This window comes from Nocardia sp. CA-136227, from assembly GCF_050955695.1.
Taxonomy (GTDB): domain Bacteria; phylum Actinomycetota; class Actinomycetes; order Mycobacteriales; family Mycobacteriaceae; genus Nocardia.
Genome location: NZ_CP192081.1, coordinates 6,939,295 through 6,962,417, shown reverse-complemented (window position 1 = coordinate 6,962,417; position 23,123 = coordinate 6,939,295). Strand labels below are relative to the sequence as shown.

The following is a 23,123-nucleotide window of genomic DNA, read 5'->3' as shown; positions in this document are numbered from 1 at the left end:
CGGTTGGTCACACCGCCGCCTTGTTATGTGGTCTGACCCACATTCATCGCGATCTTCGCGCCGGATCGGCTGCCAACTAGACGCTCGTCCAACTTTTTTTCAGGAAAAAGTTCCTTTTTATTGTGTAAACGCCTAGTGTTCGCATGCATGAACGGCATCCCTTGTGATGCAGGTGACAGTTGGAGGAGATCGGCAGTAGGACAGTCCGGACGCGATGACCCGGAGGCAATCGCGTCCCGGCCGGCGAGCCAGTAAGCCCGGCCGCTTCGAGCACTAGTTGGATCACGCGCGGATTCGCCGCGCATTCGTCGAAAAACCCAGGGCGATGCGATAACTCGCGGCCTGGTGCGCTCTCGTCAGCCGAGCGCACGCAGGTCTATTTCGTGATGCCCCGAAACCGTTGGTCGACATAGCAATTCGCCATGACAAGGGAGGCTCTGGTGCAGGGTACGGACTCGAGTGGTCTCGGACCGAGTGAAGTTCCGACGTCGACTGAATTGTCTACGCCGTTCCCGCTCGGACCCGCGCAGATCGGGCTGTGGTACGCCCAGCTGCTGGCTCCCGAAGTGCCCCTCAACCTGGTCCAGTACGTCGACATCGAGGGTGACTTCGACGTCGACCTGCTGCTGCGCGTGGCCGAGGACGGCGTCCCGATCTGGCGTTCCTCCCAGCTGCGTTTCACCGAGATCGACGGACAGCCCCACCAGTACATCGACCCGACCGCGGGTCACAACACCGAGCTGATGGACCTGCGCTCGGCGGCCGATCCCATCGCCGCCGCACACGAGTGGATGCAGGTCCAGATCCTCGAGCCGATCGACCTGCTCACCGGCAAGCTGTTCTCGCCCACCCTGATCCGGGTCGCCGACCAGCGCTGGTTCTGGTTCTTCGTCGGTCACCACATCGTGGGCGACGGCTACGCCGCCCTGAACACCATGCAGTGGACGGCCCGTCGCTACACCGCGCTGCAGCGCGGCCAGGAGCCGGAGACGGTGAAGGTCGGCACGCTGCGCGAGCTGGTCGAATCCGAACTGGCCTACCGCGAGAGCAGCCGCTTCCGCACCGACCGCGCCTACTGGCAGGAGCGCACCGCGGGCCTGGACGGCACCATGTCGCTCAAGGGCCGCGCCGCCCCGCCGCGCTCGGACAACCTGCGCCGCGGCGTGGTGCTGCCGGAGGATCTGGTCCGCCGCATGGAAGAGTGTGGCGCGCAGCATGATTCGGGTCTGGCGGGCGTGATCATCGCCGCCTTCGCGGCCTACATGGCCAAGCTGACCGGCCAGGACGAGGCCGTGCTGAGCCTGCCGGTCACCGCCCGCACCACCGCGGTCATGCGCCGCTCGACCGGCATGCTGTCCAACATCGTGCCGCTGCGGATGGCGGCCGGGCCGGACACCACCTGGCTGGAGCTGCTCACCGCGGCTCGCCTGGAGATCTCCGGCGCGCTGCGCCACCAGCGCTACCGGCACGAGGACATCCGCCGCGACGCGGCCGAACTGCAGGGCGCCCCGGCGTCGCGGGCGCTGTACGGCCCGATGGTCAACATCATGCTGTTCCACCCGCAGCTGGACTTCGGCGACATCCAGGGCCGGCTGAACCTGTTGTCCACCAGCCCGGTCGAGGACATGAGCCTCAACGCCTTCTACGGCGAGAACGACCGGGTGCGCCTGGACCTCGAGGTGAACCCGAACCTGTACACCGCCGACGAGATCGACCGCCACATCGAGCGTTTCGTGGCGTTCGTCGAGCGGCTGGTGGAGCTGGACCCGGCGGCCCCGCTGTCGGCGGTCGAGGTCATCACCGAGCGCGAGCGCGAGGTGGTGCTGCGCGAGTGGAACGACACCGCGTTCACCGTGGACCCCGAGGCGACGCTGGTGTCGATGTTCGAGGCGCAGGCCGCCCGGACGCCGCAGTCGCTCGCGGTGCGTTTCGGCGGAACCCCCGCCTGCGATCTCACCTACGCCGAGTTCGCCGGACGGGTGAATCGGCTCGCCCGCTACCTGATCTCGCGCGGCATCGGCCCGGAGTCGCTGGTCGCGCTGCACCTGCGTCGTTCGCCGGAACTGCTGGTCGCGGTGTACGCGGTGCAGGCCGCCGGTGGCGCCTACGTGCCGCTGGACCCCGATCACCCGGCCGACCGGATCGCGCACATCCTGGACACCGCCGCGCCCGCGCTGGTGCTGACCACCGCCGCGGACCGTCCCGACACCGCCGCCGCCGTGCTGGACATCGCCGATCTGACCGAGGCCGCGCTGGCCGAGTTCTCGGCCGCCACGGTGACCGATGCGGACCGGCTGTCCCCGCTGCGTCCGGCGAACACCGCCTACGTCATCTTCACCTCGGGTTCCACCGGCCGCCCCAAGGGCGTGGCGGTGAGCCACCGCTCGATCGTCAACCGCATGGTCTGGATGCGCGAGACCTTCGCGCTGTCCGCCGCGGACGTGATGCTGCAGAAGACGCCGATGACCTTCGACGTCTCGGTGCCGGAGTTGTTCTTCGCGCTGCAGATCGGCGCGACCCTGGTGCTGGCCCAGCCCGACGGCCACCGGGACCCGGCCTACCTGCGCGCGGTGATCGCCGAATTCGGCGTCACGGTGGCGCATTTCGTGCCGTCGATGATGGATCCGTTCGTGGCCGAGCTGGAGGCCGCCGCGGCCGCGGGTGAGCCGCCGCTGCGGATCCGGCAGCTGTTCGCCTCGGGCGAGGCGCTGCCGGGCCCCATCGCGCAGCGGCTGCGCGCCCTGACCGGCGCCCCGCTCCACAATCTCTATGGCCCCACCGAAGCTGCGGTCGAGGTCACCTCGCACGAGGTGACCGCCGCGGACACCACCGCCGTGCCGATCGGCGCGCCGGTGTTCAATACCCGGCTGTACGTGCTCGACGCACGCCTGCGGCCGGTCCCCATGGGGACTCCGGGTGAGCTGTATCTGTCGGGGGTTCAGCTCGCCCGGGGTTACATGGCGCGTCCGGGTCTGACGGCGGAGCGGTTCGTCGCCGACCCGTTCGCGGCCCCGGGTGAACTCATGTACCGCACCGGTGATCTGGTCTGCTGGACCGAGAACGGCGAGATCGAGTACTTGGGCCGCACCGACTTCCAGGTCAAGGTGCGCGGCCTGCGCATCGAGCTGGGCGAGATCGAGACCGTGCTCGGCGATGTCGAGGGCGTGTCCCGCGCGGTGGTGATCGTGCGCGACGACCAGCTGGTCGCCTACGCGGTCGCGACCGACGAGGTGGACGCGATCAAGCTCAAGGCCGCCGCCGCGCGGGCGCTGCCCGCCTACATGGTGCCGAGCGCGTTCGTGTTGCTGGAGGCGTTGCCGGTCAACGCTTCCGGCAAGCTGGACCGGGCCGCGCTGCCGGATCCGGTCCGGGTCGCGGTGGTGCACGAGGCGCCGGTGACGGTGACCGAGCGGGCCGTGGCCGCCATGTTCGCCGAGGTGCTGGGCACCGACCAGGTCGGCCGCACCGACGACTTCTTCGCCCTGGGCGGCAACAGCCTGATCGCCACCCAGGTGGCGTCGCGGCTGAACGCCGAGCTGGGCTGCCACCTCACGGTGCGCGAGATGTTCTCCGCCACCGGCGTGGCCGAGCTGGCCGCGGTGATCGACGCCCAGTTCGTGGACGACGACGCCGAGTCCGGCAGTGCGGTCGCCCTGGTGCGCCGCGATCGTCCGGAGGCGTTGCCGCTGTCCCCGGCGCAGCAGCGCATCTGGTTCCTGAACCGTTTCGACACCGCGAGCGCCGGCTACAACATGCCGTTCGTGGTGCGCCTGCGCGGCGAGGCCGATCCGGAGGTCATGCGCGCCGCGCTGGCCGACGTGCTGGGCCGCCACGAGGTGCTGCGCACCGTGTTCCCGACCACCGCGGCGGGTTTCGCGACGCAGCAGGTGCTTCCGGTCGCGGCAGCGACCGAGCCGGTGGCGCAGGAGTCCTGTGACGCCGACGAACTGGACGCCCGCCTTCGGGCCTTCGCCGCCCAGGGTTTCGACCTGGAGCGCGAGATCCCGTTCCGTGCACGACTGTTCACCGTTACCGGTGCCGTCGCTGCCGATTGCGGACTGGGCGGTCCGGTCCTGGTCGACGCCGCGGACCTCGACGTCCCCGAGTACGCGATCGCGATCGTGCTGCACCACATCGCCGCCGACGGCCTCTCGCTGCCCATCCTGGCCCGCGATCTGATCACCGCCTACCTGGCCCGCACCGGCGGCCAGGCGCCCGCCTGGGAGCCGCTCGCGGTGCAGTACGCCGATTACACACTGTGGCAGCGGGATCGGCTCGGCGCGGCCGACGACCCGGAGTCGCTGCTCTCGCGGCAGCTGGACTTCTGGCGCGGCACCCTGTCGGGCGCGCCGGACGTGCTGGAGCTCCCGGCCGACCGTCCCCGTCCCGCCATCGCCACCGGCCGCGGCGGCAAGCTCGACGTCGAGCTCACCGCGGAGTTGCACGCCGCCATTTCGGAAACGGCTCGGGCCGAGGGCATTTCGACCTTCATGCTGATGCACACCGCGCTGGCGGTGCTGCTGTCCCGCCTGTCCGGCGAATCGGACATCGTCATCGGCACCCCGGTCGGCGGCCGCGGCGCGCGCGAACTCGACGACCTGATCGGCATGTTCGTCAACACGCTGCCGCTGCGCACCGAGATCGACGGCGAGCTCAGCTTCCGCGACCTCGCGCACCGGGTCCGCGACATCGATCTCGCCGCGTTCGCGCACGCCGACGTCCCCTTCGAACAGCTCGTCGAGACCCTGAATCCGGTGCGCTCGGCGGCCCGGCATCCGCTGTTCCAGGTGGCCCTCTCGTTCACCGCCGCCGGAGACATCAGCCTCGAACTGCCCGGATTGCTTGCCACGACGAGTACCCTGGACACCGAGGTGACCAAATTCGACCTGTCGGTCGCGGTCACCGAAAGCTTCGCCGGTGCCGGTCCCGGGGAAGGTCCGGCACCGGCGGGGATCCACGCGGAGTTCGAATTCGCGGTGGATCTTTACGATCCCGCCACCATCGAGGTCTTCGCGCACCGCTATGTGCGCCTGCTCGAGGCGATCACCGCCGATCCGGCCGTGATCGTGAACGCGCTGTCGCTGCTGTCCGAGGCCGAATACACCGATCTGACAACCCGTTCCGGCGGGGCGGTGGACGCGGTCCGCCTGCTGCCGGAGATCATGGCGGCGGCCGTGGCGTCGGCCCCGGACCGGATCGCCCTGATCGAGCGCGATGTCCAGTTCACCTACACCGAACTGGACGCCCTCTCGAATCGCTTGGCGCGCCTGCTGATCGAGCGCGGCCTGGGCCCGGAGCAGCTGGTGGCCGTGAGCCTGCCGCGGTCGATCGAGTACATCGTCGCCGTGTGGGCCATCGCCAAGACCGGCGCCGCCTGGGTGCCGGTGGACCCCGCCTTCCCGGCCGACCGCATCGAGTACATCGTGCGCGACGCGGGCGCGGTGCTCGGCCTGACCGTGGCGCCGGTGCGCGCCGCGCTGCCGGACACGCTGCCCTGGCTGCTGCTCGACGACGCCGAATTCACCGCTGCCCGCACGGCCTTCCCGGCCGAGCCCATCACCGACGCCGACCGGGTGCGCCCGCTGCGCGCGGCGAATGTCGTGTACTCCATCTACACCTCCGGCTCGACGGGTCTGCCCAAGGGCGTCGTGGTCACCCACACGGGCCTGGCGGGTCTGTCCGAGGCGCAGTACGAGCGCTTCAGCGGTTCCGCCGACGCGCGGGTGCTGCACGTGACCAGCTCCTCGTTCGACGTCTCGGTCGGCGAGCTGCTGCTGGCCCTGCGGTCGGCCGCCACCCTGGTGGTCGCCCCGACCGGCGCGCACATCGGCGACGAGCTGGCGGAAGTCATTCGGGCGCACGGGGTCACCCACGTCTTCATGACGCCCTCGGGCGCCAGCACCATCGATCCGGCCGACGTCCCCACCCTGCGCCACGTCGCGGTCGGCGGCGAGGCGCTGTCGCCGGAGATGGTGCGGCGCTGGGCCGAGGCCGGACGCGACATGATCAACGCCTACGGCCCCACCGAGGCCACCGTGGTCGTGAACATCACCGGCGCGCTGGCGGCGGGCGAGACCGTCACCATCGGCCACCTGGTGCCGGGTGCGCGCGAGTGGATCCTGGACCAGCGGCTGCGGCCGGTGCCGGTCGGCGCGATCGGCGAGCTGTACCTGGGCGGCCTGCCGGTCACCCGCGGCTACCGCAATCGCGCGGAGCTCACCGTGAGCCGGTTCGTGGCCTGCCCGTGGGCATCCGGTGAACGCATGTACCGCACCGGCGACCTGGTGCGCTGGACCGCGGACGGTCAGGTGGAGTACCTGGGCCGCAACGACTCCCAGGTGAAGCTGCGCGGCTTCCGCATCGAGCTCGGCGAGATCGAGGCCGCGCTGGCGGCGCTGCCGCAGGTGCGCCGGGCCGTGGTGGTCCTGCACCACGACGCGTCGCGCGGCGATCAGCTGGTGGCCTACCTGGTGCCGGCCGCCGGCGGCGTGGAGGTCGCCGAGATCAGGACCGCGCTGGCGGAACGCCTGACCGCGTACATGATTCCGTCGGCCTTCATGGTGCTCGACGCCATGCCGATGACCGTCAACGGCAAGCTGGACTACCGCGCGCTGCCCGCCCCGGTCTTCGCGGCCCGCGAATTCCGTGCTCCCGCAACGCCGATCGAGCTGCTCGTTGCCGAGGTCTTCGCCGAGGTGCTGGGCCTGGCCCCGGTCGCCGACGCGACCCCGGTGGACGCGACTCTGGCGGCCGCCGCGGTGGCCGCGGCTCCGGCGTCGAACAACGCTCCGGTGCACCTGGATTCGGCCGTCGAGGCCGACGCGCCCGCCGCCGGTGTCGGCGCGGACGACGACTTCTTCGAGCTCGGCGGCAACTCGCTGATCGCCACCCAGGTGGTGGCCCGCCTCGGCGCGGCCCTGGACACCACCGTCCCGGTGCGCCTGCTGTTCGAGGCGTCCAGCGTCGCCGAGCTGGCGGCCCGGCTGGCCGATCTGGCCGGTACCGGCGGTCGCGCGCCGCTGGTGGCGGGGGAGCGGCCCGAGGTGGTGCCGCTGTCCTACGCGCAGCAGCGCATGTGGTTCCTGAACCGCTTCGACAACAGCTCGATCGCCGACAACCTGGTCGCGGCCATCCGCCTGGACGGCCCGCTGGAGGCGGACGCGCTGGCCGCCGCGGTCACCGACGTGGTGGCGCGGCACGAGACGCTGCGCACCGTGTACCCGGCCGTGGACGGTGTGGGCCGTCAGCTGGTGCTGCCGGTCGAGCGGTCCGGTGTCGCGCTGGCGGTGGAGCAGGTGGGCGCCGAGGATCTGGAGACCCGGATCTTCGAGCTGGCCGTGCTGCCGTTCGCGGTGGACGAGCAGGCTCCGGCCCGGCTCACCCTGCTGCGGGTGGCGCCCGAGACCCACGTGCTGGTGCTCGCCGTGCACCACATCGCCGCCGACGGCTGGTCCATCGCGCCGCTGACCCGGGATCTCATGCTGGCCTACGCGTCCCGAACCGCGGGCGCGGCTCCGGCGTGGACGCCGCTGCCGGTCCAGTACGCCGACTACACGCTGTGGCAGCGTGACCTGCTCGGCGCCGAGGACGACCCGGAATCCCTGCTGGCGGACCAGGTTCGCTTCTGGCGCGCCGAATTGTCCGGTCAGCCCGACACTCTGGAGCTGCCCGGCGACCGGCCGCGCCCGGCCGTGGCGACCCGCCACGGCGCGCAGTACCGCTTCGCCGTCTCCGCCGAGCGGCACGCCCGCCTGCGCGAGCTGGCCGAGGGCGATCGCGCCACCCTGTTCATGGCGCTGCACGCGGCCTACGCCACGCTGCTGGCGAAACTGTCCGGCAGCGCGGACATCTCGATCGGCTCGGTGGTCGCCGGGCGCGGCGAGCAGGCGCTCGACGACCTGGTCGGCATGTTCGTCAACACCCTGGTGCTGCGTACCGAGGTGGCCCCGGACCGTTCGTTCCGGGAGCTGCTGGCCCAGGTGCGCGAGACCGACCTGCGCGCCTTCGCGCACGCGGACGTCCCGTTCGAGCGCCTGGTCGAGGTGCTCAGCCCGATGCGCTCGCAGGCCCGCCACCCGTTGTTCCAGGTGGCGCTGGACCTGCAGAACACCACGCAGACCAGCCTCGAGCTGAACGGCCTGACCGCCTCGCGGGTCGAGCTGGACCCGGGCATCGCCAAGTTCGATCTGCAGCTGTCGCTGGTCGAGGACCGCGCGGCGGGCGGGCTGGACGCCGTGTTCACCTACGCCACCGACATTTTCGACGAGGCCACCGTCGCGGCCTTCGCCCGTCGCCTGGACGTGGTGCTGGACGCGGTCACCGCCACCCCGGACCGCCCGGTCGGCGATATCGACCTGCTCACCGACGCCGAGCGCGCGCAGGTGCTGACCGGCTGGAACGACACCGCCCACGACATCCGCTCGGCGCTGCCGGTCGGCGCGTGGGGCGAGACCACCCCCGCGACCCTGGTCGCCCTGTTCGAGTCGCGTGCTCTGACCTGCCCGAACGCCCCGGCAGTCGAATTCGACGGGACGACTCTGTCCTACGGCGAGTTCTCCGGCCGCGTGCACCGCCTGGCCCGCAAGCTGGTCGAGTGCGGCGTCGGCCCGGAATCCCGGGTGGCGCTGGCGATCCGCCGCTCGCACGACCTGCTGGTCGGCATGTACGCGATCCTGGCCGCCGGCGGCGCGTACGTCCCGGTCGACCCGGATCAGCCCGAGCAGCGCACCGACTACGTGCTGGACGCGGCGGGCCCGGTGCTCGTGCTGACCACCGCCCGCGACGGTTTCACCACCGCGCGCGACCTGCCGGTGCTGGCCGTCGACACCCTCGATCTGGCCGGCTACGCCGCGACCCCGCTCACCGACGCCGATCGGCTCGCGCCGCTGCGGGAGTCGAACGCCTGCTACGTCATCTTCACCTCCGGTTCCACCGGCCGCCCCAAGGGCGTGGCGGTGTCGCACGCCGCCGTGGTGAACCGCCTGGTGTGGGGGCAGGACCGCTACCGGCTGACCGCCGACGACGTGGTGCTGCAGAAGACCCCCTTCACCTTCGACGTGTCGGTGTGGGAGTTCTTCTGGCCCTTGCAGATCGGCGCCAAGCTGGTCGTGGCCGCGCCCGACGGCCATCGTGACCCGAAGTACCTGGCCGAGTTGATCATTCGCGCGGGCATCACCCACGCGCACTTCGTGCCGTCCATGATGGCGGTCTTCGTGACCGAGCCGGCCGCGGCGAACTGCACCGGCCTGCGCCAGGTGTTCGCCTCCGGTGAGGGCCTGCCAGTCGGCACCGCCGCCAAGCTGCGCGAGCTGACCGGCGCGCGCCTGCACAACCTGTACGGCCCGACCGAGGCCGCGGTCGAGGTGACCCACCACGAGGTGATCGACACCGACACCGCGTTCGTGCCCATGGGCCGCCCGGTCTGGAACACCCAGACCTACGTGCTCGACGGCCGCCTGAACCCGGTCGCGCCGGGTGTCGCCGGTGAGCTCTACCTGGCGGGCGATCAGCTCGCCCGCGGCTACCTGGGCCGCCCGGACCTGTCCGCGGATCGCTTCGTGGCCAACCCCTTCGGGACTGGCGCGCGCATGTACCGCACCGGCGACCTGGTCACCTGGAACGCCGAGGGTGAGCTGATCTACCTGGGCCGCACCGACTTCCAGGTGAAGCTGCGCGGTCTGCGCATCGAGCTGGGCGAGATCGAGGCCGCGCTGCTGGCGCAGCCGGGTGTGAACCAGGCGGTCGTGCTGGTCCGTTCGGACCCGCACGCGGGCGATCAGCTGGCGGGCTACCTGCGGCGCGAGCCCGGCCACGCCATCGACCTGGACGCCGTCAAGGTGGCGCTGGGCGGCCTGTTGCCCGCGTACATGATTCCGGCCGCGTTCGTGGTGCTGGACGAGTTCCCGGTCAATGCCTCCGGCAAGCTGGATCGCGCGGCGTTGCCCGCCCCGGTCTTCGAGACCGCGGCCTACCGCGCGCCCGAGACCGTGGCCGAGGACGTCGTCGCCGGGGTCTTCGCGGACCTGCTCGGCGTCGACCGGATCGGCGCGAACGACGACTTCTTCGCGCTCGGCGGCAGCTCGCTGCTGGCCGCCCGCGTGGTGGCCCGGGTCGGCGCGGCGCTGGACGCCGAACTATCGGTGCGCGACCTGTTCGACGCCCCGAGCGTCGCCGGTCTGGCCGCCGTCGCCGAATCCCGTTCGGGCAGCGGCACACTGGTGCCGCTGACCGCGCGCCCGCGCCCCGCGCTGGTGCCGCTGTCGGACGCGCAGCGCCGCATGTGGTTCCTCAACCGCTACCACGCCGACGCGACCGGGGTCGGCCCCGGCGCGGCGGCCGACAACATCCCCATGGTGCTGCGGGTGACCGGCCCGCTGGCCGCGGCCGCCCTGCACGCCGCGTTGCGGGATGTGGTGGCGCGCCACGAGACCCTGCGGACCGTCTACCCCGACGGGCCGGACGGTCCCGTGCAGCGGGTGCTGGCCGAGGGCGATGCCCGCCTGGTCACCGCCCCGATCACCGCGGACGAACTGACCGCCCGGGTGGCCGAGGTCGTCGCCCGCCCGTTCGACCTGACCACCGAAACCCCGGTGCGCGCGGCCGTTTTCAGCCTGTCGCCCACCGATCACGTGCTGGTGCTGGTGGTCCACCACATCAGCTCGGACGGTTTCTCGATGGGCCCGCTGGCCGCGGACTTCATGACCGCGTACCAGGCTCACCGCGCCGGTGTGACGCCCGCCTGGGCCCCGCTGCCGGTGCAGTACGCCGACTACACCCTGTGGCAGGCCGAGCGTCGCGGTGACGAGACCGATCCGGACTCGCTCGCGCACCGGCAGCTGGCGTTCTGGCAGCAGCGCCTGTCCGGGCTGCCCGAGCAGCTGGAGCTGCCCGCGGACCGCCCGCGTCCGGCGGTGGCCTCGCTGCGCGGCGGCACCCACCGCATGAGCGTGGACGCCGAATTGCACGGCGGCCTGGTCGATCTGGCGCGCGCCCACGACACGACGCTCTTCAGCACCGTGCACGCGGCGCTGGCCGTGCTGCTGGCCCGGATCTCGGGCAGCACCGACATCGCGATCGGCACCCCGGTCGCGGGCCGCGGCGAGCAGCAGCTCGACGCCTTGGTCGGCATGTTCGTCAACACCCTGGTGCTGCGCAGCGAGATCGACCCGCGCGCCGGCTTCGACACCGTGCTGAACGCGGTGCGCGCCGATGACATCGCGGCCCTCTCGCACGCCGAGGTGCCGTTCGAGCGCCTGGTCGAGGTGCTGTCCCCGGCCCGCTCGCAGGCCCGCCACCCGCTGTTCCAGGTGGCGCTGACCTTCCACAACTACGCGCTGCCCGCGGTGGAACTGCCGTACCTGACGGTGCGCCCGGAGGCCCTGGACGCCGGGGTGTCGAAGTTCGATCTCCAGTTCACGGTGCTCGAGCAGCACGGCCCGGACGGCCGCCCGAACGGCATGGACATCGAGATCAGCTACGCCAGTGAGCTGTTCGACGCCGACACCATCGCCGCCCTCGCCGGTCGCTTCGACCGGGTGCTGGCGTCGGTGGCCGCCGACGACACCGTGGTGGTCGGCGACATCCCGCTGCTGACCATCGAGGAGAGTGCCCGCGTCCTCCACGAGTGGGCCGGCACCGGACCCGACATCGCCGAATTCACCACGCTGGCGGACCGTTTCGCCACCGCGGCGGCCATCGACCCGGCCGCCCCGGCGGTGCGCTCCGGCGACGTCACCCTCTCCTACGCCGAGCTCGACGCCCGCTCCAACCGCCTGGCCCGCTGCCTGATCGCGGCCGGCGTCGGACCGGAATCCCTGGTGGCCGTGGCCCTGCCGCGCACCGAGGAGCTGGCGGTGGCGCTGCTGGCCGTGGTCAAGGCGGGCGGCGGCTACCTGCCGATCGACCCCAACTACCCGGCCGACCGCATCGAGTATGTGATCGACGACGCCCGCCCGGTGTGCGCGATCAGCAGCGGCGCGGCCCAGCTGCCCGCCGGCTGGTTCGGCGGCCCGGTGGTCTGCCTCGACACCATCGACCTGGACGGCTACGACGCCGCCCCGGTCACCGACCGCGACCGGCGCGCCCCGCTGCGCCCGGCCGACACCGCCTACGTCATCTACACCTCGGGCTCCACCGGCCGCCCCAAGGGCGTGGTGATCCCGCACCGCAATGTGATCCGGCTGTTCGACAATGCCCAGGGCCACTACGGTTTCGGGCCCGCCGACGTGTGGACCATGTTCCACTCCTACGCCTTCGACTTCTCGGTGTGGGAGCTGTGGGGCGCGCTGCTGTACGGCGGCAGCGTCGTGGTGGTCGACTACTTCACCTCGCGATCGCCGCAGCAGTTCCGCGAACTGCTGTCCACCGCGGGCGTGACCGTGCTCAACCAGACCCCGTCGGCCTTCTACCAGCTGATCACCGCCGACGCCGAGAGCGACTCCGAGCTCGCGCTGCGCTACGTGATCTTCGGCGGCGAAGCGCTGGAGCCGCAGCGGCTCTCGGGCTGGTTCGCCCGGCACCCGCAGGGCCCGGCCCTGATCAACATGTACGGCATCACCGAGACCACGGTGCACGTGTCCTACCGCCCGATCACCCCGGACACCGGTTCGGCCAGCGTGATCGGCGGCGCGCTGCCGGGTCTGACCGTGCGCGTGCTGGATTCGCGGCTGCGCCCGGTCCCGGTCGGCGTCCCCGGCGAGATCTACGTCTCCGGCGGTCAGCTGGCGCGCGGCTACCTGAACCGCCCCGCGCTCACCTCGGGCCGCTTCGTGGCCGATCCGTACGGCGCTCCCGGCGAATCCGCCTACCGCACCGGCGATCTGGCGCGCTGGACCGCCACCGGCGACCTCGAGTACCTGGGCCGCATCGACCAGCAGGTGAACCTGCACGGCTTCCGCGTGGAGCTGGGCGAGATCGAGGCGGCGCTACTGCTGGATCCGGCGGTGCGCGAGGCCGCGGTCATCGTGCGCCACGACGAGGCCGCCGAGGTTTCCCGCATCATCGGCTACGTGGTGCCCGCGGCCGGTTCCGTGGTGTCCACCACCGACCTGCGCACCGCCCTCGCCCGGGAACTGCCCGAGCACATGGTCCCCGCCGCCGTGGTGGTCGTGGACCGGATCCCGTTGACCGTCAACGGCAAACTGGATCGCGCGGCGCTGCCCGCGCCGGTCTTCGAGGGCACCGAGTACCGCCAGCCCGCCACCGTGGCCGAGGAACTCATCGCCAATGTGTACGCGGACCTGCTGGGCATCGAGCGGGTCGGCGCGGACGACGACTTCTTCGCCCTGGGCGGCAGCTCGCTGCTCGCGGCCAAGGCGGTCGCCCGCATCGGCGCGCTGTTCGACACCACCGTCGGCGTGCGCGCGCTGTTCGAGGCCCCGACCGTGGCGGCGCTGGCCGCGCGGGTGCAGGCCGAGGCCGACGGCCCGAAGCGGCCGGTGCTGGCCGCGGGCGCGCGTCCCGAGCACCTGCCGCTCTCGCCCGCCCAGCAGCGCATGTGGTTCCTGAACCGCTTCGACCGCTCGTCGACGGCCTACAACATCCCGGTGGCGCTGCGCCTGACCGGCGAGCTGGACGCCCCGGCGCTGGAGGCCGCGTTCGCGGCGGTGATCGAACGCCACGAGACCCTGCGCACCGTCTACCCGGAGCTGGCCGCGGGCCCCGCGCAGGTGATCCTGCCCGCCGCGGAGGTGATCTCGGAGCTCAAGCCCGTCGACCTCACCGAGGCCGAACTGGTCGGCAAGGTCACCGAATTCGCCACGACCACCTTCGACGTGACGGTGGACGTGCCGGTGCGGGTGCTGCTGCTGCGCATCGTGGACGCCGACGGCGTGCCGACCGGTGATCACGTGCTCGCCGGTGTGCTGCACCACATCTCGGCCGACGGCTCCTCGGTGGTGCCGTTCGTGCGCGACCTGATGATCGCCTACAACGCCTGCCTGGGCGGCGCCAAGCCGTCCTGGACGCCGCTGGTCGTGCAGTACGCCGACTACGCGCTGTGGCAGCGCGCGCTGCTGGGCTCGGAGGACGATCCGGAGTCGGTGGCCGCGGGCCAGCTCGCCTACTGGCGCGAGACCCTGGCCGGGCTGCCCGACCAGCTGGACCTGCCCGTCGACCACCCGCGTCCGGCGCGACAGAGCCTGCGCGGCAGCTACATCCGGCTCCCGCTGGACGTCGAGCTGCACGCCGGCCTGACCGAACTGGGCCGCCGCCACGGCGCGACCCTGTTCATGGTGGTGCACGCGGCCTGGGCCGCCCTGCTGTCGCGGCTGTCGGGCACCTCCGACATCGCGGTCGGCACCCCGATCGCGGGCCGCGGCGACGCCGCCCTCGACGACGTGATCGGCATGTTCGTCAACACCCTGGTGCTGCGCACCGGAACCGATGGCGCCGAGCCGTTCACCGATCTGCTGGCCCGGGTCCGCACCGGCGACATCGCCGCCTTCGGCAATGCCGACGTGCCGTTCGAGCGCCTGGTCGAGGTGCTGAACCCGGCCCGCTCCACCGCCCGGCACCCGCTGGTCCAGGTGGGCCTGTCCTTCCAGAACCACGAGCGCGCCAACCTCGAGCTGCCCGGCCTGACCGTGTCGGAGGTCGAATTCGACACCCACGTCGCGCAATTCGATCTGCACCTGTTCGCGGTGGACCACTACGCCGAGTCCGGCGCGCCCGCCGGTCTGGAGCTGACCCTCGGCTACGCCCACGACCTGTTCACCGAGGCCACCGCGCAGCGCTTCACCGCCGCGCTGGCCCGGCTGCTGGAAACCGTGGTGGCGCAGCCGGAGACGGCCATCGGCGATGTCGATCTGCTGGGCGCGGGCCTGCGTCAGCGCATCCTGCACGACTGGAACGCCACCGCGCGCCAGCTGGCCCCGGCCACCCTGGCCGACCTGGTGGACGAGCAGGCGGCCGTCGCCCCCGGCGCGGTCGCGCTGCTGGACGACGCCGGAACCTCGCTCACCTACGGCGAATTCGACGCCCGGGTGAACCGCCTGGCGCGTCGCCTGATCGCCGCCGGCGTCGGCCCGGAGACCGGCGTGGTGCTGGCCATGCGCCGCGGCATCGACCTGGTGGTCGCCATGTACGCGGTGGTGAAGGCGGGCGGCGCGTACGTGCCGATCGACCCCGACCACCCGGCCGACCGTATCGCCTACATCGTCGAGACCGCCGCTCCCGCGGTGGTTCTCACCACCTCGGCGGACGGCGTGCCGTTCACCGCCGAGGCGCCGGTGCTCGAGGTGGACCGGCTCGACCTGTCCGCGCTGTCCGCCGCCCCGGTCACCGACGCCGAGCGGGTGCGCCCGCTGCGCGAGCAGCACCCGGCCTACGTCATCTTCACCTCCGGCTCGACCGGCCTGCCCAAGGGCGTCGCGGTGCCGCACGCGGCCATCGTCAACCAGTTGCGCTGGCTGCGGACCACATTCGAGCTGGGCGCGGGCGACCGCGCGTTGTTGAAGACGCCCGCCACCTTCGACCTGTCGGTGTGGGAGTTCTGGTCCACCCTGACCACCGGCGGCAGCCTGCTGGTCTCGGCCGCGGGCGAGGAGCGCGATCCGGACCGCCTGCGCGCCCTGATCGAGAGCCACGGCGTCACCGTCCTGCACCCGGTGCCCTCCCTGCTGGGCATGCTGCTGGCCGGCGGCCCGCTGCCCGAATCGGTGCGCGCGGTACTGGCCATCGGTGAGGCGTTGCCCGCCGCCACGGCCGCCGAGTTCCTCGACCACCACGCCGAGAACGGTTCCGGCGCACGGCTGTTCAACCTGTACGGACCGACCGAGGCGGCCGTCTCGATCACCGCCTTCGAGGTGGCCGAGCGGCACCGGCAGGCCGTGCCGATCGGCTCGCCCGCCTGGAACAGCCGCGCGTACGTGCTCGACGCCCGGCTCTCGCCGGTCCCGGTCGGCGTGCCCGGCGAGCTGTACCTGTCGGGTGCGCAGCTGGCCCGCGGCTACTTCGGCCGCCCGGCCCTGACCGCCGACCGCTTCGTGGCCGACCCGTTCGCGGGCGGCCGCATGTACCGCACCGGCGACATCGTCCGCTGGCGTGAGGACGGGGCGCTCGAGTACATCGATCGCGCCGACTTCCAGGTCAAGATCGGCGGTTTCCGGATCGAGCTCGGTGAGGTGGAGACCGCGCTGCGTCGCCAGCCCGGCGTCACCGCCGCGGTCGCCGTCGCCCGCACCGCGGGTGACGCGGGGTCGCGCCTGGTCGCCTACGCCGCGGTGCCCGGCACCGCCGACGACAACCGCGACGAGGTGTCGGCCGCGCTGCGCGCCGCCCTGGGCGCGGAGCTGCCGAAGTACATGGTCCCGGCCGCGCTCATGGTCCTGGACGCCCTGCCGCTGAACGCCAATGGCAAGGTGGACCGGGCCCAGCTGCCGGAGCCGGTCTTCGCGGTCGCGGCCTACCGCGAGCCGACCACGGCCGTCGAGCAGGCGGTCGCGGCGGGCTTCGCCGAGGTGATCGGCGCGGCCGAGGACGTCCTCATCGGCCTGGACACCGACTTCTTCGCCCTCGGCGGCAACTCGCTGATGGCGACCCGCCTGGCCGCCCGGCTCGGCGCGGATCTCGGTGTGCGGGTGCCGGTCTCGGCCCTGTTCGAGGCGCCGACCGTGGACGGCCTGGCGACCTGGATCGCCACCGCCGACCACGCCGACGCGCTGCCGCCGCTGGTGCGCCGCACCGACGCGGGCCCGGCCCCGCTGTCGCTGGCGCAGCAGCGGATGTGGGTGCTCAACCGCCTGCAGCCGGAGTCGGGCGCCTACAACGTGCCGACCGCCATCCGGCTCACCGGCCACCTCGACCGGGCCGCGCTGACGGCGGCCCTGCGGGATGTGCTGGAGCGCCACGAGATCCTGCGCACCCGCTACCCCGAGGTGGACGGCGAGGCCGTGCAGGTGGTGCTCGAGGTCGGCGAGCTCGACGGCGAGCTGACCCCGGTTCCGGTGTCGGAGAACGACCTCCAGGCCGCGCTGGTCGAGGTGGCCGCGGCGGGCTTCGATGTGACCGTGGCCCCGCCGGTGCGGGTCGTGCTGTTCGAACTGGCTCCGGACGAGCACGTCCTCATGGTGGTGCTGCACCACATCAGCGCCGACGGCTACTCGGTGCTGCCCATGACCCGGGACCTGGTGCTGGCGTACACCTCCCGTACGTCCGGCGCCGCTCCCGCCTGGACCCCGCTCGAGGTCCAGTACGGCGATTACGCCGCCTGGCAGCGCACTGTGCTCGGCTCCGACGCCGATCCGCAGAGCCTGCTCTCGCGCCAGCTGGCCTTCTGGGTGGACGAACTGTCCTCCGCCCCGGACCAGCTGGAGCTGCCCACCGACCGGCCCCGGCCGGCGCGGCGGGAAATGCTGGGCAAGACGATCGATTTCGCGGTGGACTCCGACACCGTCGAACGACTGTCGACCCTGGCCCGCGCGCACGGCGCCACCCTGTTCGGGGTCGTGCACGCCGCCTTCACCGTGTTGCTGGCCAAACTGTCCGGCCAGCGCGACATCTCGATCGGCGTTCCCGTCGCCGGTCGCGGTGAGCGGGCACTGGACGACCTGATCGGCATGTTCGTCAATACCGTGGTGCTGCGCACCGAGGTGGACGGCAAGCTGACCTTCACCGACCTGCTGAAGCAGGTGCGCGATCGCGATCTGGCCGCGTTCGACCACGGTGACGTCCCGTTCGAGCGGGTGGTGGAGGCCGTGCTGGCCGCCACCGGCCGGGGCCGTTCGGCCTCGGTGAACCCGTTGTTCCAGGTGGCCTTCGCCTTCCAGAACATGGCGCCGGTGTCGGTCGAACTGCCCGGGCTGACCGTGGCGGCGCTCGAGCCCGAGCTGATCGAGGCCAAGTTCGACCTCCAGCTCACCGGCATCGAGCAGCACGACGCGGCCGGGAAGGTGACCGGCCTGGACATGCGATTCGGGTACGCGACAGACATCTTCGAGGCCGACTCCGTGCGTCTGCTGGCTCAGCGCCTGCGGTCGGTCCTCGACACCGTCGTCGCGAACCCGGACGTGTCCTTGCGCGCCATCGACATCCGGACCGAGGCGGAGCGCAACCGCCGCCCCGGCACCGGCGCGCCGAAGGCCGAATCGGTCGCGCCGCAGCAGAATTCCTCCACCTCTGCCGCGGCCGACCTGCCCACCCTGATCGCCGCCGCCGCGGCCGCCGCTCCCGCGTCGGTCGCCGTCACGCACGGCGAGCACACGGTGACGTACCGGGATCTCGCCGAGAAGATCGCCGTCACCGCCCGCGCCATGGGCGCCGCCGCGAAGCCGGAGGCGCTGGTCAACGTGGCACTCGCCGGGCTGGTGCCCGGCATTCTGGCCGCCCTCGGCGCGGCCGGACTCCGTCAGGTCCTGAGCACGCTCACCGCGGACGCGCAGGCCCTGGTCCTCAGCACGGAAAGCACGTCGGAAGGAAGCCTCTGATGCACTACGCAGAGTCGATCGCCACCAACCGGACCGGACGGGTCACGGCCTTGCGCCGGGCCTACGGCGTGGGCGACCTACCATGTCTGATTGCCGTCGTGGCGGAGCTGGACGCCGACCGCGTCGCGCTGCGCTACGCGGGCGACACCGTCGCCTACGGTGTCCTGGCCGCCGAGATCGCCATGCTGAGCGAGGCCATGGGCGGCGCGCTCGAGCCCGAGGCGCTGATCCAGGTGGTGGTCTCCGGCCAGCTGCCCGGCCTCATGGACGGTGAGGCCGGCGGCCTGACCGCGGCGCTCGAGGCCCTGGTCGACGACGCCGTGCTCGCGGCGTCCGATGTCCTGGACCCCAAGCTGGCCCCGGTCGAGACGCTCAGCACCCAGTTCCGGGCGCAGGTCCAGCGCACCCCGGACGCCATCGCCGTGGACTACGAGGGCGAGACCCTCACCTACGCCGAATTCGCCACGCGCGTCACCGTTCTCGCGCGCCACCTGCGCACCCTGGGCGTCGGCCCGGACGTGCTGGTGGGCCTGGCGGTGCGCCGCTCCTTCGAACTGCTGGTCGGCATGTTCGCCATCCTGGAGGCGGGCGGCGCGTACGTGCCGATCGATCCGGACCACCCGGCCGAGCGCACCTCCTACGTGCTCGAGGTGGCCCAGCCCGCGGTGGTGCTCACCACCACCGCCGATCACCCGCCGTTCGAGATCGCCGCGCCGGTGCTGCGCATCGACGAATTCGAGGACAACGCACGGGAACTGGGCATCAACGGCGACCGGCTGCTGTCCCCGGCCGACGACCCGGAGCTACCGCAGCCGGGCCCGGACAACCTGGCCTACGTCATCTTCACCTCCGGCTCCACCGGCCGCCCCAAGGGTGTGGCCATTCCGCACCGCGCGGTGATCGCCTTCCTGCGCTGGCAGCAGCGGCAGTTCCGGCTCACCGACCAGGACGCGCTGCTGTTCAAGACCTCCACCACCTTCGACGCCTCGGTGTGGGAGATCTTCTGGCCGCTGACCACCGGCGCGCGGATCGCGATGACCCGCCCCGACGGTCACCTGGACCCGGCCTACCTGGTGCGGGTGATCCGCGAATCCCGGGTCACCACAGCGTTCTTCGTGACCTCCATGCTGGCCGCGCTGGTGGGCGAGGTGATGCGCAGCGGCGAGGAGATGCCCGACTCGCTGCGCTACCTGCTCACCGGTGGCGAGACCGTCCCCGTCGGAACCGCCGCTGACTTCCGCAGCGTCAGTGGCGCGACCCTCTTCGACGTGTACGGCCCGACCGAGTCCACCGTGCTGGCCACCTCGCACGAGGTCACCGCCGCCGACGTCGACTCCATCCCGATCGGCAGCCCCGGCGACGACGTGGAAGTGCTGGTCCTGGACGAGGATCTGCGTCCCGTGCCGGTCGGCGTGGTCGGCGAGCTCTACATCGCCGGCCCGCAGTTGGCCCGCGGCTACGCCGGTCGCTCCGGCCTGACCGCCGAGCGTTTCGTGGCCAACCCCGAAGGCCCCTCCGGCGATCGCATGTACCGCACCGGCGACCTGGTGCGCTGGGTGTCCAACCCCGACAACGGCCCCGACGAGCTGGAATACGTGGGCCGCAGCGACTTCCAGGTGAAGATGCGCGGTCTGCGCATCGAGCTCGGCGAGGTCGAGACCGCGCTGCGCCGCGACGCCGCCGTCGCGCAGGCGGCGGTGCTCATGCACACCCGCGCCGACGGCGAGCAGAACCTGGTCGGCTATGTGGTGGCCGCCGACGGACACGAGATCGACAGTGCCGCCGTGCTTTCCACCGTGCGCACCCACGTGCCCGAGTACATGGTGCCGTCGCTGCTGGTGCCGATGGATCGGCTGCCGCTCAATGTGAACGGCAAGGTGGACCGCCGGGCGCTGCCCGAACCGGACTTCGCCGACGCCGTCACCGCCTACCGCGCGCCGGAGACCGCCGCCGAGGAGGCGGTCGCGGCCATCTTCGCCGACCTGCTCGACCTCGAGGTGGTCGGCGCGGACGACGACTTCTTCACCATCGGCGGCAACTCGCTGATCGCCACCCGCGCCATCGCCCGCATCCGCGAGACCCTCGGCGTCACCGTGGACGTGCGCGACTTCTTCGAGCGGCCGACGGTGTCCGCGCTGGCCGCGCTGGGCGACAACGCGGGCCCGGCCCGGCCGCCGCTGACCGCGGGCCCGCGCCCGGACCACATCCCGCTCTCGCCCGCCCAGCAGCGCATGTGGTTCCTCAACCACTACGCGCGCAGCGAATACGATCCGGCCGACGACGAATTCGATCCGGCCGCGGTGGACAACATGCCGTTCGCGCTGCGGCTGCGCGGCGACCTCGACACCGCGGCGCTGGCGGCCGCCTTCGCCGACGTGGTGGAGCGCCACGAGTCGCTGCGCACCTACTACCCGGCCGCCGAGCAGGGCCCGGCCCAGATGGTGCTGCCCGCCGCCGCGGTCGACCTGACCCCGCGCGACGTGCCCGAGGACCAGCTGGTCGGCACCGTACTGGGTTTGGCCGCACAGGGTTTCGACGTCACCGCCGAGGTGCCGCTGCGGGCCCGGCTGCTGCGCTCGGGCCCCGGCGACCACACCCTGGTCGTGGTGGCCCACCACATCGCCGCCGACGGCGCCTCCATCGGCCCGCTGGTGCGCGACCTGGTGATGGCCTACGTGGCCCGCCAGGCCGGGCAGCGCCCGCAGTTCGCGCCGCTGGCCGTGCAGTACGCCGACTACGCGCTGTGGCAGCGCGCCTGGATGGGCGACGAGTCCGACCCGGACTCGGTGTCCGCCCGCCAGATCTCCTTCTGGACGGACGAACTCGCCGAACTGCCCGCCCAGCTGGACCTGCCCGCCGACCGCCCGCGGCCCGCCGCCTCCAGCGGTCGCGGCGCGACCTTCGAGACCGTGCTGGACGCCGACCTGCGGGCCGCGGTGGACAAGCTGGCCGCCGCGCACCGCGCCACCCCGTTCATGGTGCTGCACGCCGCGCTGGCCGCCGTGCTGGCCCGGCTGTCCGGCACCACCGACATCGCCATCGGCACCCCGGTGGCCGGACGCGGCGATCAGGCCCTCGACGACCTGGTCGGCATGTTCGTCAACACCCTGGTGCTGCGCACCGAGGTCCGGAACGCGGACTCCTTCGGCGACCTCATCGCCCATGTGCGCGACCGCGATCTGCGCGCCTTCGCCCACCGCGACGTGCCGTTCGAGCGCCTGGTCGAGGTGCTCAACCCGCCGCGCGCCCGCAACCGCCACCCGCTGTTCCAGGTGGCCCTGTTCATGCAGAACCTGGGCGAGCTGACCGCCGGGCTGCCCGGCCTCACGGCCGAGGAACTGGACTTCGATCCGGGCATCGCCAAGTTCGACCTGCAGCTCACCGTGAACACCGCCGGTGACGGCTACCGGGTCGAATACACCTACGCCACCGACCTTTTCGACGACCACACGGTGCGCGAGCTGGCCGCCAAGTTCACCCGCCTGCTGGCCGCCGCCACCGCGGACGCCACCGTCGCCGTCGGCGATATCGAACTGCTCGACGCCGGCGAGTACGACTATGTCACCTCCAGCTGGAACGCCACCGGCGCCCGCGTCCCGGATCTGTTCCTGCACCAGGGTTTCGACTCGCAGGTCGCGCGCACGCCGAAGAACCGCGCGCTGGTCTTCGGCGACACCGAGCTGACCTACACCGAGTTCTCCGAGCGGGCCAACCGCCTGGCGCGGCACCTCATCGCCGCCGGTGTCGGCCCGGAATCGCTGGTCGTGCTGGCCATGGCGCGCTCGGTGGAACTGGTCGTGGCCATGTACGCCGTGCTGCGCGCGGGCGGCGCCTACGTGCCGGTCGACCCCGCGCACCCGGCCGAGCGGATCGGCCACATCCTGGCCACCGCGGGCCCGCACTCGGTGCTCACCACCCGCCGGGACGGTTTCACGCTGCCCGAGACCATCGACGTGCCCCTGCACCACCTCGACGAACTGAACCTCGAGGACTACTCCGCCGCCAAGATCGGCGACAAGGAGCGGCACGGGGTCCTGCACCCCGACCACCCGGCATACGTGCTGTTCACCTCCGGGTCCACCGGCAAGCCCAAGGGCGTCGCGGTCACCCACCGCGCCATCGCCAACCAGCTGGCCTGGATGCAGGCCGAGTACGGCGTCCGCGCCCAGGACGTCTACCTGCAGAAGACCGCCACCACCTTCGACGTCTCGCTGTGGGGCTACTTCCTGCCGCTGCGCGCGGGCGCGACCCTGGTGGTCGCCACCCCCGACGGCCACCGCGACCCCCGCTACATCGCGGAAACCATTGCCCGGCACCAGGTCACGCTGACCGACTTCGTGCCGTCCATGCTGTCGGTGTTCGCCGCGCACGCCGAGGCGGGCGAACTCGACTCACTGCGCGACATCTTCGTCATCGGCGAGGCGCTGCCGCCCGAGACCGTGACCGCCTTCTGGGCGGTCAGCGACGCCGGCGTGCACAACCTGTACGGCCCCACCGAGGCCGCGGTGTCCATCACCTTCCGGGAGGCGCACCGCTCCGACACCCTCGCCGTCCCGATCGGCGAGCCGGAGTGGAACTCCCAGGTGTTCGTGCTGGATTCGCGCCTGCACCCGGTCGCCATCGGCGTGCCCGGCGAGCTGTACCTGGCCGGCGCCCAGCTGGCCCGCGGCTACCACAGCCGCTTCGACCTGACCTCGGATC

At 72.0% G+C, this 23,123-nt stretch carries 2 protein-coding genes (1 of these 2 running past the window's edge); both read left to right on the top strand.

From position 1 onward, the window contains the following. Positions 1 to 422 precede the first annotated feature (422 nt). Positions 423 to 18,422 (top strand): non-ribosomal peptide synthase/polyketide synthase, encoded by an 18,000-nt coding sequence (locus ACQP06_RS32110; RefSeq protein WP_433668630.1) that lies wholly within the window; start codon positions 423 to 425, stop codon positions 18,420 to 18,422. After that, positions 18,422 to 23,123, top strand: the beginning of a protein-coding gene (locus ACQP06_RS32105) for a non-ribosomal peptide synthase/polyketide synthase (RefSeq protein ID WP_433668629.1). 14,255 nt of this gene lie beyond the right edge of the window; only the first 4,702 of its 18,957 coding nucleotides appear in the window; its start codon is at positions 18,422 to 18,424; the stop codon falls past the right edge of the window. Before ACQP06_RS32110 ends, ACQP06_RS32105 begins: the two co-directional genes overlap by 1 nt.

What these genes read in the sequence shown, in the direction of transcription:
- ACQP06_RS32110 (WP_433668630.1), top strand. Translation starts at nt 423, where the DNA reads ATGACAAGGGAGGCTCTGGTGCAGGGTACGGACTCGAGTGGTCTCGGA.